Origin of the sequence: Natranaerofaba carboxydovora, from assembly GCF_022539405.1 — a bacterium.
GTDB lineage: Bacteria > Bacillota > Natranaerobiia > Natranaerobiales > Natranaerofabaceae > Natranaerofaba > Natranaerofaba carboxydovora.
The window spans coordinates 1,492,940-1,505,878 of record NZ_CP054394.1; the positions used below are offsets into that span (position 1 = coordinate 1,492,940).

11 protein-coding genes are annotated in these 12,939 nt (G+C 34.0%); 1 reads left to right on the forward strand and 10 read right to left on the reverse strand.

Annotated elements, in window-relative coordinates:
- Positions 1-109: 109 nt before the first annotated feature.
- From ACONDI_RS07080 to ACONDI_RS07110, 7 genes are all read right to left on the reverse strand, one after another.
- Complete coding sequence (locus tag ACONDI_RS07080; RefSeq protein WP_241080766.1) at positions 110-1,510, reverse strand: anion permease; 1,401 nt, start codon at positions 1,508-1,510, stop codon at positions 110-112.
- A 394-nt stretch (positions 1,511-1,904) separates the two neighbouring features.
- Positions 1,905-2,996 (reverse strand): hypothetical protein, encoded by a 1,092-nt coding sequence (locus tag ACONDI_RS07085; RefSeq protein WP_241080767.1) that lies wholly within the window; start codon positions 2,994-2,996, stop codon positions 1,905-1,907.
- A gap of 149 nt (positions 2,997-3,145) precedes the next feature.
- On the reverse strand, positions 3,146-3,787 hold the full coding sequence (locus tag ACONDI_RS07090) for a hydroxyacylglutathione hydrolase family protein (RefSeq protein WP_241080768.1): 642 nt from the start codon (positions 3,785-3,787) through the stop codon (positions 3,146-3,148).
- 63 nt (positions 3,788-3,850) lie between these two features.
- Complete coding sequence (locus ACONDI_RS07095; RefSeq protein ID WP_241080769.1) at positions 3,851-5,131, reverse strand: ATP-grasp domain-containing protein; 1,281 nt, start codon at positions 5,129-5,131, stop codon at positions 3,851-3,853.
- An 89-nt stretch (positions 5,132-5,220) separates the two neighbouring features.
- Entirely contained in the window at positions 5,221-6,456 is a 1,236-nt protein-coding gene (locus tag ACONDI_RS07100; protein ID WP_241080770.1) for a metal-dependent hydrolase family protein, read from the reverse strand.
- A 188-nt stretch (positions 6,457-6,644) separates the two neighbouring features.
- Entirely contained in the window at positions 6,645-7,976 is a 1,332-nt protein-coding gene (locus tag ACONDI_RS07105; RefSeq protein ID WP_241080771.1) for a histone deacetylase family protein, read from the reverse strand.
- Positions 7,977-8,141: 165 nt separating this feature from the next.
- The gene (locus ACONDI_RS07110) at positions 8,142-9,854 is read right to left on the reverse strand and encodes a hydantoinase/oxoprolinase family protein (RefSeq protein WP_241080772.1); all 1,713 of its coding nucleotides are present in this window, start codon (positions 9,852-9,854) and stop codon (positions 8,142-8,144) included.
- Positions 9,855-10,048: 194 nt separating this feature from the next.
- Here ACONDI_RS07110 and ACONDI_RS07115 point away from each other — a divergent pair, with 194 nt between their 5' ends.
- Positions 10,049-10,387 (forward strand): hypothetical protein, encoded by a 339-nt coding sequence (locus ACONDI_RS07115; protein WP_241080773.1) that lies wholly within the window; start codon positions 10,049-10,051, stop codon positions 10,385-10,387.
- 58 nt (positions 10,388-10,445) lie between these two features.
- Here the strand turns inward: ACONDI_RS07115 and ACONDI_RS07120 are convergent, their stop codons facing one another.
- The 3 genes from ACONDI_RS07120 to ACONDI_RS07125 form a co-directional block, all read right to left on the reverse strand.
- A complete protein-coding gene (locus ACONDI_RS07120) occupies positions 10,446-12,044 on the reverse strand; it encodes a sodium:solute symporter family protein (protein WP_241080774.1) in 1,599 nt (532 codons plus the stop codon).
- Entirely contained in the window at positions 12,041-12,148 is a 108-nt protein-coding gene (locus ACONDI_RS15755) for a symporter small accessory protein (protein ID WP_338086487.1), read from the reverse strand. The genes ACONDI_RS07120 and ACONDI_RS15755 overlap by 4 nt, the downstream gene beginning before the upstream one ends.
- Positions 12,149-12,256: 108 nt before the next feature.
- Positions 12,257-12,895 carry a class I SAM-dependent methyltransferase gene (locus ACONDI_RS07125; protein WP_241080775.1) on the reverse strand — a complete coding sequence of 213 codons (639 nt, stop codon included), beginning with the start codon at positions 12,893-12,895 and terminating at the stop codon, positions 12,257-12,259.
- Between the last annotated feature and the right edge of the window lie 44 nt (positions 12,896-12,939).

Here is a 12,939-nt window from a genome sequence, read left to right on the forward strand (position 1 = left end):
TTTGATAAATTGTAAATGAGGCAGGCTAATATATCAAGCCTGCCTCGAAAATATTGTCTCTAAAATCCTTCTTTTAAGATAACATTTTAAAATATCTTATTAACTTTGTTTAAATTAACCCGATAATATTCCACCATACAGAACCTAGTCCTAACCAGATAACTACAAATATTACTGAAGTCAAAAAGCCTAACTTCCACCACTTACCTAGCTCAACATAACCAGCACCAAAGTATATTGGAGCAGGGCCTGTGCCGTAATGTGTCATGGCAGCATTCAAGTTAGAGAAAAATCCAAGGGTCAAAGCAACCATATAAGCAGGTGCTCCTGCTGCTATTGCAACAGTCGCAAATGGTACAAACATTGCAGTTACGTGGGCTGTCATGCTAGCAAAACCATAGTGAGCATAAAAGTATACAAGGGCGATTATAATATAAGCAGTAAACCAACCCATATCAGCAACTCCTGCTTGAACCTGCTCAGTAAACCAATCTATAAATCCAAGCTCACCAAGACCGCTAGCCATAGCCACTAGGCCTCCAAACCAAATCAATGCGTTCCAAGCACCATTTTCATTCAAAACATCTTTCCACTCTAGTACACCAGCTATTAGTAAAAGACCAACCCCAAGTAATGCAACAGTAGTCCCTCCAATATCATGCAGCTGTCCAGTAGCCCATAACACTAACGCTAAGACAAAAACCCCAAGCATTACTTTTTCATTAAAGGTCATTGGACCTAACTTTTTTAGTTCATTATCTGCAAACTCTGCCGCTTCAGGAGTTTGTTTTATTTCCGGTGGATAAATCTTGTAAAATAAAATAGGTATTAAAATCAAAGAAATAATTCCGGGTACAGAAGCAGCAAGTGCCCAGGTTGCCCAGTCAAGTTGCACTCCTAAATGCTCAGCACTAAGTTCAACAACCAAAGGATTTGCCGCCATAGCTGTCATAAACATCGCAGAAGTAACAAGATTTGCCTGAAATACTGTAACCATAAGGTAAGATCCTAATTTTCCAGCAGTTGGACCAGGCTCAGAATCATAACTATTACATAAGCTGCGAACTATTGGAAAAAGCACTCCACCTGCCCTTGCTGTATTAGATGGAGTAGCAGGTGCAAGTATAAGGTCGCTTCCTACAATTGCATAAGATAAACCTAATGATGACTTGCCAAACCTTTTGATCATTAGATAAGCGATTCTCTGCCCAAGGCCTGTTTTGATAAATCCCCTTGCAAATAGAAAAGCCATAACAATTAACCACACAACTGAATTTGCAAATCCGGCAAGAGCATCATCTAATGATAAAGTTCCCGACAGTGCAGTAAATGTAACCGCTATAAGCACAATTGCACCCATTGGCAGCGGCTGTAAAATCAGTCCTACTATCGTTGCAATAAAAATCGCAAGAAGCTGCCATGCTTCTGCTTCAAGGCCCTGAGGAGTAGGTATTAACCAGATGATAATTAATGTTAATACAGTTATTAGACCCCTCAACAATTTTGACATACTTTAGCCCTCCTTCACTTTTAGTTTTGAGGCTCGCATCATTCGGGTGTTATTTTTTTCACTTTCAATCCGTTTGAAAATCACCCCTTTCAAATTATCTATAGAGTATGCATAATCAAAACTTGTTAATTGTTTCACAACACCCTGTCTTTATTATATTAAATTAATAATGAGTTTTCAATGATTTAAAAGAATTTGAATAAAATTGATAATTATTCAATGTTATTTAATCTTATTAAAATTAGAGTTGTTCAACCTACCTCACTCGATCTTAAAAATTATACATTTTTTCCAATATAAAAGACTCCTGACCGATGAAAAATAAATTCGATCAGAAGCCATTAGTTCAAGCGGACGGTTCAGGTGAGCTCCACGCCTATTAGTTTTAAGATTTTTAACTGTTAAATTTTAGAAGACCTAAGTCATCTAATATTTCCTTTAGAGATTCAAGATAACTTAAAGCCCTATTTAAATCATTAACATTAAAATAAATCATAGAATTTTTAGATATATGAAATTCAGTAACTTTATCTTTTAAATTTTCAAACTGACTGTATGTTGAAATTACTATTACTTTCTGAATCGAGGCGTCAAGCCTCATAATATCTGCAATCTTTGCAGCAATAAATCTAATATTAGCATCTTCTTCTAGAACTTCAAAGGCATAAGTTATCACCACATTTGCTATTTTACTTTTCCAAACTGCATCAATTGAGTATTTTGAAGTCATGGTTATATCTTTTTCAATTTCAAAACCTAACTCAGACCCTAATTGTAAAACCTGATTTATTACATTTGCACTATTTATAGAGCCATCATATTTATTCTCATCGTTTATTTTGTCTTCTTCTGCGCTTTTATCATATTTATACCCTTTATTAGCCATAAAATCAAGAAGAAAACTCAATTTAAAAACTGAATCTATCTTTGGATAGTAATCCTTGATTTCATAAAGTATACCCTGCAATAGGTTAGCATATATTTCATACTGTTTTCCATTTAGTTGTCCTTGACTTGGGAGTCTATCTTTGGGAACCTCTAAATATTTAAGGCTGTAATAAATTTTATTATTAACCCACAAAGGATATTTTTTGTCATTAAAATGAGATAAAACTTCTGACAAAACTACATCATCAATCATCCTTATGTTCTTGAGTACTTCATCAAAGCGCTTATCCACAGGTTCATCTTCATTAATCAAAAACTTAAAACTATCTCTTATTACACCCAAACCAGATCTCAAAATCTCATCAACAATAAAATTTGTATCTGCGCAATCATCAAAAGCCCACAACTTGCTAACAAGGTTTTCTATAGTTTCTTTATCTAAACTATCTATAGCTTCTTCTTGAAATAAATAAACTTTTAAATAGTCACTTACTTTATTTCTCTCTCTGATATACTTAATACCCTCTCCATTTAAATAAACTTCAAATTCAGGCACTATTTCTTCAAGTTTATCAAAATTGATCAGAGAGGAGCCCATAATTTTATCACCCTCTCTGTAATAAATTTTTAGATACATAGATATAAGCTAGGATATAGGATACATTCGCTAAAAAACTTTTTTTCCCTTCATAAATTTTTAATCACAGTAGGATCTAATAGGTTGCCTTGATATTTTTTTATTTATGTTTATTCAAGTCCATGTTTAGCTTTAAAATCTAACCAGTTATCTTTTAGATCAACAAATTCATTAAAGTTATTAAGCCTAAGGCAAAAAGGATTATTAGTCTTCTCTTCACCAATAGTAGACTTAGATTTAGCACCATTGTTATGACCAGGCCAAACTACAACTTCATCAGGTAATTGCATAAGTTTTTTCAGACTATCAAATTGCCTTTTTGCGCTTTTTTCATCAGAAGTGCCACCAACTTTACCTACAAAAAGGGTATCTCCAGTAAAAAGGTTGTTTTCAACAAAAATGCATATATCATGATCAGTATGTCCCGGGGTATGAAAAAATTTTAATTTTGTTTCACCTAATCTGAGCTCTTCTTCATCACCAATTTTTAAATCTCCTCTTTTTGAAGCAGTATGCTGTACTATTTTGGCACCTAATTCTTCTTTTAATTCTTCATTGTCAACTGTATGATCAGGATGATCATGAGTATTTATTATGTAGTTAATATTAATATTTTCTTTTTCTACTTCATTTATTATCGTTTTGTAATCCATTGAAGGGTCAATAATAGCTCCTTTATCTGAATCCTCGCAAGCAACTAAGTATGTGAAATTTTTATAAGGTGGTGGCGAATTTAACTGTTTAATTCTCAATTTTCCTCCTCCTCTCTAATCTAAAAAGCTGACCCAATTAATTAAAGGGCCAGCTTTACTTTTTTAAGATACTGTTTCTTCAAACTCATATCCAAGCTTATTAACAATGTTTTCGTATTTTTTAAGTATATCTTCTTTGTTATTACCTGGTACGTCAAGAATACAATATCTATAACTATTTGGGTTTTGCTTATAGTCGGATAGTTTTGTGTTAGCATCAACAAGATTCTTAATAGCCACTTCCGGATACTGTCTGCTTAACTCTTCTAAGTTTGTAGCCATTGGCGTTCTTACAATATCATGATCAGAAAATTTCCTGAGTTCAAAGTTGAAACAGTAATCAAATGTTTCATCCTTTCTAAATTCACTAACATCCCTTGGTTTTTCTCCTACAGCAAGATCACAAAGCCACTGTACCAAATTGACCCCCTTAACTCTCTCTATCATTTTGGCAAATTGAAATGCTGCCCTGCTGTTAACCTCAACTATCCAGATCTTTTCTTTTTCTTCATCAATTCTAAGCTCTACATTATAAAAGGTATTATTCAAACCTAAAGCTCTAACAAGCTCAGAAGTAACATCATTTATTTGTTTTTCTAAATTGGGTGAAATCTCATACGGTAATTCATGATGGCTAAAACTTATAATATCATCATGAAACGCAGCTTTAACAATGCCAAAATTATGAGGTTCTCCTCCATAAACATATCCGTTCACTGTAACCTGAGTGCCTTCCATAATCTCTTCACTCAAAAACTTATTACAAGTTTCAAGGTTTAGTTGATTTTCCAAATGAGAGGTAACAGCTAAGGAGTCTAAGAAGTACTGATTATACTTGACCAACTCAACAGTATAATCTTTTATTAACTCCCTTATTTCATTGTACGAGTGCGCTCTTTGACTCAAATAAGATACATTTGCCCGAACCGGTTTAACAAAAAACGGAGGCTCTAATGGAAACTCTCTTAAAAAATTAGAGTCTAACCAAAATTTTGGTGTGTTTTGGGGCAAGTGATCATTCTGTATTATCCTAGAGATGTATTTGTTTTGACAATTAATCATACTTTCAACTGTAGTACCGGGTTTTCCTGTTTTTTCACAAATAACATTTGAAAAAACGCTTGTCATATCTCTTGTTCCAACTATTCCATCATATCTATCAGGTTTATCTTTAATAAGACTTATCATTTCCTCTAGATAGTTTCTAACACCCCTAGAAAGTATATCATCCGATGTCTCTATTTCTATAATATAATCATCCACTTCTTGACAGCTATCTTCGATAATTGGTATTTCATTTGCATCACAAATAAATAATATTTTCTTCTTTCTTTCCTGTTCCACACAATCCCCACCTTTTGCTTTAATATAGCTTTTATCATTTATTCTGCTTTTGTCCTCAAATTTTAGCAAATGTTGTTGAGCAAGTCAATTTATTTGATATTCTTCATTATTTCGCCTTCTTTCATAACAGTTAATATGTTTGATTCATTTGTCAAAGTTTCAATGTCTTCTAATGGATTATCTTTTACCACTATAAGGTCTGCAAGTTTTCCCTCTTCTATTGTTCCAATTTCATCCCCCAAATCACATGCTTGGGCAGATATTTTAGTTCCACTTATCAAGGCTTCTGCAGCGGTCATAAGTCCTTCTTTAACCATAATCACCATTTCATAAGCATTCTTCCCCTGAAAGTTATAAGGAGTTCCTGCATCAGAACCTGTAGCAATTTTCACCCCTGCGTCTAAAGCCCTTTTTACCCTATCTAATCTGGCAATCCTTTTCTTTTTGATTTCGTCGACCATAAATGCAGCAACTCCACCTTCTTTACCGTGTTTATTCATAAAATAATCTGGAGCTAATGTTGGCACATAATATACACCTTCATTAACCAGCATTTCTATAGCTTCTTTGTCTGCAAATGTACCATGTTCTACACTATGCACCCCTGCTCTTATAGAATTTTTTATTCCTTCTGCACCATGAGCATGCGAAGCAACTTTTTTATTTAATTTGTCAGCTTCTTCAACTACAGCTCTAATTTCCTCCACATCGGGCTGAGTAGCTCCTGCAACCCCTCCTGGATTCATAATTGCCCCTGTAGCCATTATTTTTAATAGATCAGCACCACGTTTTAGCTGTTCCCTGGCACCTAGTTTAAAACCGTCGTACCCATCAACTTCCTCATAAAGACCTTTAAAATATTCAGATCCAGGTGAAGTAATACATAAGATCTTACCGCAGGCAAGTATCCTAGGTCCCTTTATAATCTTCTGTTCAACTGCTTCTTTAACACTAAGATCTATCCAATTAACAGAACCAGCATTTCTTACAGTAGTAAAACCCTGCCACAAAGTGTTCTCCATTTCTTTGGCAGCCCTAATAGATCTTAATTTATCTTCAACTAAATTCTCATCATAAGTATCGGCCATACCGTGCTGATCAAGATGAATATGGCTGTCTATTAATCCAGGCAATAGTATATTGCCCTCAAGGTCATAAACTTGTGCTTCAGGATAATTTTCCATGATTGTCAAACTATTGTTTTCACTTACATTCTCCATTACTTTTGTGATTTTTTCTTCTTCAATTACAACGAAAACATCATTTTTTAATTGCTTCTCTTGTCCATCAAACATTCTACCGTTCTTTAAAATTTTAACTGTCATAACTTCTTCCTCCTTTAATACGTTTAGGTTACTCTGCAATAACTTAATTAGTCATTTGTACTTATTATTTATCAAAAAAAGTAGGAAGAAAGTTAGTCTCCCTACTAAAATAATTTAGCCACTAAGCGACTTATTTATTGGAGATGTATCTTATCCGTAATAATAATTATACCATAAAATCTTACAAATTAGAATTTATATTCAGGAAATCTGCTATAATTTCTTCTAGAGTGATCCTGTATATAAACATAATCATATTTTTCAATTAAAGTAACATAATCATCCGTCAAATTATCAGCTTTATTTTGACAGGCCTCACAAGCATTTCTAGGTACTATTATAGAAATAATATCATTTCTTCCATAAACACTTGACTCTACTATTCTAACACCACTACATTTATCACATTTTAAAAATTCTTCCCTCTGCTTTTCTAGTAGACCACTTGTATCGTAAAATATACTTCTGTTTTTCTTATAACTATCTTTACTACCAAAGTACTCATCTAAGTTAATATCTTTTCTTAAATTATACACTTCTGAAAGATGATTTACATAATCTTTTATCTGATCCATAATTTTCGGTGAGCTTTTCATGTCTAATTGGTCCAATTTTGGTTCCCTGACGTTACTATAATCGAGTCCAGCAAGGGCTAATATTATTCCCACATTGACATATGGCAAAGCTCCTTCTATAGAGTAGCCTCCTTCTAATACTACAATATCCGGATCAAGGCGTTTAGTTAGCTCTGCATAACCTCCAGCAGTAATATTCATCATAGTAAGCGGATCTGTAAAGTGATTGTCCTGTCCGGCAGCATTTATAATTAAATCAGGTTCAAAATCTTTTAGGACAGGATCAATTAAGTTATCCATAATATATAAAAGCCCTTCATCAGTTGTGTTAGTCGGAACTGGTATGTTAAGCGTATGGGCAAACCCACCAGGTCCACCTAAGTCATTGGGAAAGCCTGTACCAGGAAATATAGTTCTCCCGTCCTGATGAACAGATATATGAAGCACATCAGGGTCATTTATATAGATGTCCTGGGTACCATCTGCATGATGTGCATCTGTATCAATAATTGCAATTTTTTTAACGTCATAATTATCTCTTATATACTCAACCATTACTGCCTCAATATTTATATTGCAAAACCCTCTAGAGCCATGTGTTACAAGCATTGCATGATGCCCGGGCGGCCTAACTAGTGCAATCCCTTTATCAACTTCTCCTTTCAAAACAGAATCAGCGATAGCTTTACAACTGCCGGCTGAAATCAAGTGAGACTCAGTTAAGATGTCTTCAGGCTCTGTAACACAAATGTGAGTCTTAATAATATCTTCCAAATTGCATATTTCAGGTGGATATTCAATTATACCTTCTATGTCCATTAACCCTTCTTCAAATATCTGATCTCTTGTATAAAGTAATCTTTCTTCTCTTTCAGGATGATTAGGTGAAATAGCCCAATCAAAAGCTGGGAAAAACAAAACACTTGTCTTATTATTAGCTTTCATCAATATTAATACACCTACCTTATAAAATATAATAGCACTAAAATAATAAACAAATTAAAAACTTATTGTTGATTCTGGTGCAAAAAGTCACATGAGCAAAGTTTTGTTTTTAATATCAATTAAAAACACTTTACTTATGTGAATAGACTTTTTGCACCAGAATCATTATTTTGAGTTATTTAAGGTAAATACAGGACCGGGTTTTATTTGGGCACCAAGCTCAATTATCTTTCCTATAGTTGTAAAATCTCTTACTACATTAAATTCTTCAGTATAAGTTATTTCCGTTTCTCTAGACACATCTACTTCTTCATAACCCTTTCTTCTCTTCGCTCGTTCACTTATAGCATTGCGAGCTATTTTGGCTATTGAGACAATGTCGTTTATACCCTCAGCATCTTTTTTAATTCCCATCTCAGGAATAACATAGTAGTTAGAAGCTGTATCACAATGAACAGTAACAACAGTTGTTGGTCTTGCCACTCCTGCTCCAATAGCATTCGCCACTTCATGATGTGGGGCCAATTCATACTCTGTTTCTAAATATTTTGCTATATATGGTAAAAATAGATGAGCGGGTCCTCCTATTCCAACTAATTTGTTAACTTCAAGCTTAAAAGGTTCTAAAACTTCCTTAACCGTATATACCGGACGGTTACTTAACTTCCTACATACATCTAAGATTTTATCACCTATAATTCTTGAGCTATTTTCCATAATTTTTTTTGCAACTTCATCAGGAGACAAATTAAGCTTATCACCTAAAGATTTTAGTTCAGATTCTATCCTTTTAATTTTATAATTACTGTCTGCATCAGTAATAACATTTTTACTGTCAATATATGCTGCTGCGTCAGTAGGGGTAATGACTGGCCCTCCATATAAAATAGCAGGACCTTCGCGTCTTGGGCCTATCATTAAATCACCATTTTCCACAGATATTGCACTATCTCCTCCAATTCCAAGCGACTGTGAATAAAGCCCCCTGACACTAGTCTTGTAACCACCTATTTCAGTTCCTCCAGATTTAAATACAGGTGACCCATTTAGCATCAAGCCTATGTCTGTTGTCGTTCCTCCTATATCTAATAAAAATGCTGAACTATGTTCGCTTGTTAACGCCATCTTTCCAAGTATACTTGCTGCTGGTCCAGATAATATTGTATGTACACAGTGCTTAACCGAATCTTCAAGGCTTAATGTGCCACCATCTCCTTTTAAGATAAATGTAGGAGCATTTAACCCTATCTCCTGCAAAGAGTTTTTGACCGATTCAACAAAACTTTTATGCCTTCTATAAATTGCAGCATTAAAATATGAAGTGCAAATTCTTCGGGGAAAATTAAGCCTCCCTGCAACTCTGTGACCTAAGGAGATATATTCTATCTCTGGAAAGTCTTTTTTGATCAAGTTTTCTACTTTCTCTTCTAATTCAGGATTTCTATTAGAAAATTTGCTCACCACAGCAATATATTGGGATCCCTCTTCTATAAATTCTTTTACAGCTTTTCTTACTTCATCTTCATCTACATCTTCAATTACTTTTCCTCTATGATCAATATAACCTTTTAAAACTTTAGAATGTTCAAAAAAAGGTAAATTTAGAGGAGATATGCCTGGTCCGGGTAAAGTTAGAAGACCTACTTTATCATATGTTTTTTCTACAATTGCATTGGTAGATAGAGTGGTACTAAGACATATCCTACTTAAGTTTTTACACAACTCAGGATCATAGATAGCCTTAATGGCCTGCAAAGTAGAGTCTAATAAATCATCATGATCGGTCGGTATCTTTGCTTTTTTATAAACCTTATCCCGAGATATTAATACCGCGTCTGTATGAGTGCCACCTACGTCAATTCCAATAGTTAATGTCACTTTATTCACCCCTGTGTAAACATTCGAATTTTTCTTAACAATGATATTATACCACTTTATTTAGTGATACGTGAACCTCTCAATGACTAAAGCCACAAGAATACGTGGAGACTATTTCAACAAATCCTCTATAGTAAATATTCGCAAAATGAAAATACTAATATTAAATAAATTAAACGGGAGGTTATTATTTAATGTGGGGATTTGCAATTGATGTAGACACTTCATCTCCTATCTATATTAAAGAATGTATTAGTAAGTCAGGACACATAACACTAATTACTGTTTATCAGGAACCATATGGTATAAAACTATATCCGAGCACTTTTATAGATGAAATCAAAAAATCAAAAGGTCATGAAGGAAAAAGATATAATATCGAAAAAAGAGAAGTTCTTAACATTAAGGAAAATGATGTAATAAACTTCGGTGGGTTAATTAATATAGAAGAAATCAGGAATATCTTGTCTAGAGTTATTGTTGATCCTGATGTTGATGAAGTTATAAAACTAACAACCAAGATTAAAGCTTAAAAATTAGTCCTAAAAAACAAATCTTAGGACTAATTTTTATCGTATAACTGATTACGATTTATAATTTTTTTACACCTTTATAACAAATTTCAAGATGTTCGTTATAAACAGGTTTTGTAAAAAGACTTACTACAACAAAAACTATTCCTGATATAATTATAGAATACACTAAGGGGTCAATATGAGTCCATGGAAAAGGCAATAACGCATCCTTTCCAAAAATTAGACGAGATAAACCTAAAACTTCTGACTCAGATATATGAAGAAACACATATCCAAAAATACTAACTGTCAAGCCAGTAACTACACTAGATATAGCTCCAACTCTACTACTACCAGGCCAAAACAAAGTCCCAATCAGAGTTGGTAGAAAACTGGCCGCACAAATACCAAACCAAAATGAAGTAGCTCTAGCAATTATACTTCCTGGTAATACATAAGCTAACAAAATAGCTAATAAAACTGCAATCAAAACCCCAATTCTAGCAAGCAAAGTATTATCCTGTTTTTTATCATTATCATTACTTGATAAAGGGCCAATTATATCTTTACTCAAGGCTGTCCCTTGCACATGCACAAGGGAGCTTAATGTAGAAATAGCAGCTGAAATTAAGGTTACCATAAATAAGTACAAAAACCATGACGGCATAACTTCACTAATAAAAAGTGGTATTATACTATCAGTATTACCGCCTGCAGCTTCTACACTAATCATACCAGTAGTTTCATAAAAATAAAGATTGCTTAGTGGTCCAACTATGAAGGCTGTTCCAGTCATAAAAAATATAAAAAAACCACCGACCGCAATAGCACGATATAGAGACTTAGTGCTAGGTACAGTCATAAAACGCATAGCCAGCTGAGGTTGTGCCAAAGCTCCAATTCCAACTCCAAGGATGATATTTGTAATAACTTGCAGCCAAATTTGAGAGCCAGGTTCTGGCATTGCAGTCCAACCTCTATGCCCTTTTTCAATAAGGTTTTCGGGAATCATGTAACTCAAATCTGTTAATGCCTGATGACTACTAATAACTCCACCTACTACAGAATAGGCAGTAATTAATAGTGCAATCATTCCTACCAACATTACCAAAGCGCAAAAAGCATCTGTGTACATAACTGCTTTTATGCCTCCGGATAAAACATAGGCTCCCACAATAATCGCAAGAATAAAAAGAGCTAAGTTATAGTCAATCTCTAGAGCTTCCTCAAAAAAACGAGCTCCTCCAACTAGGATTATACTCGTATAAGCAGGCATAAAAATAAATATCATAAAACCAGAAAAAACTGTTAAGAAATTTGAATCATACCTGCGTCCAAGCAAAGACGGAAATGAACTAACATTAAGATTAACAGACATTTTCCTTATACGAACTCCAAATAAAGCAAAAGCAACCATTATACCCAAAACAATGGTTAAAAAAGCAAGCCAAAGAAGACTAAATCCAAATAATCCTGCTGCTCCTCCAAACCCAACTATTGCTGACGTACTAATAAATGTAGCTCCGTAAGAAAGAGCCATAACCCCAGGATTAATATTTCTTCCTGCTATCAGATAGTCTTCATCTGTTACTGTCTGTTTGTATGCGTGATAAGCTAATGTCGTTAGTATAGCCAAAAAAATTAAAATAATAACTGATAGCAAAAGAAGATTCATGATGCATCATCTTCTTTATTCCAATTAACTGCACCATAACTTATGCAAACTATTGCTGATACTAATGTTAGAATCCATACTGCAGTTATCCAACCATCTTCCATGCCCACAAGAACTTCCTCCCTTGTATAAAAATTTTTATATATTAATAAAAATATGTAACACCACTATTTATCTTATCAAAATTCTCACAAACCTGCAAAGAGTTATAATCATAACTTTGTTAATTCATTAATGGTAATAGCATAATAAGGAAACAATGAGTTTGCAACTGTTATAGTCTTATAATAAATTGCTTCTGACCAACTGCCTTTATTCTTCAAGCTATCTAAAAGTTGTATTGTATCGGGTCTATTATGATGAGACACTATTAAAGCACCATTTGATCTAAGGTTATCCATAAATATTCTTTCCAAGTATGTATTTAGCTTTGGATCATAGCAAATATCTGAAGCCAAAATTACATCATATCTTGTATCTAAGTCAAAGCTTCGCCAGTCACCAACATAACTGTCATAATCTTTTATATCATTTAACCTTGCATTATTTAATGCCATATTAACTGCATCTTCATTGAAATCAGAAAAAGTAACTTTCCCTCCTTTTAACCCTGCAGTTATACCTGGTAAGCCAAGGCCACACCCTAACTCTAAAACTGTCTTATCTGTAAAGTCGAGCCTTTCCCAAATGTGCAAAGCCATCGCTTTAGCAGCGGGCCATAGTTCTGCCCAACATGGGACTTTATCAGGATCATTGGGGTCAGTTATTAATGCTTCAACATCTTCAACTATCTTAAATTTTATTGTTTTACCTGGCAATTGGTAATCAACTATCTTTTCATTGCTTTCCAAAATTTAACCTCCAAACTAAAAGATAAAGCTATTCACAGGATAGA

Bases quoted from the DNA above. Each gene is read 5' to 3' on its own strand.
- ACONDI_RS07080 (WP_241080766.1), bottom strand. From the start codon at position 1,510: ATGTCAAAATTGTTGAGGGGTCTAATAACTGTATTAACATTAATTATC.
- ACONDI_RS07085 (WP_241080767.1), bottom strand. From the start codon at position 2,996: ATGGGCTCCTCTCTGATCAATTTTGATAAACTTGAAGAAATAGTGCCT.
- ACONDI_RS07100 (WP_241080770.1), bottom strand. From the start codon at position 6,456: ATGACAGTTAAAATTTTAAAGAACGGTAGAATGTTTGATGGACAAGAG.
- ACONDI_RS07105 (WP_241080771.1), bottom strand. From the start codon at position 7,976: ATGAAAGCTAATAATAAGACAAGTGTTTTGTTTTTCCCAGCTTTTGAT.
- ACONDI_RS07115 (WP_241080773.1), top strand. From the start codon at position 10,049: ATGTGGGGATTTGCAATTGATGTAGACACTTCATCTCCTATCTATATT.
- ACONDI_RS07120 (WP_241080774.1), bottom strand. From the start codon at position 12,044: ATGAATCTTCTTTTGCTATCAGTTATTATTTTAATTTTTTTGGCTATA.
- ACONDI_RS15755 (WP_338086487.1), bottom strand. From the start codon at position 12,148: ATGGAAGATGGTTGGATAACTGCAGTATGGATTCTAACATTAGTATCA.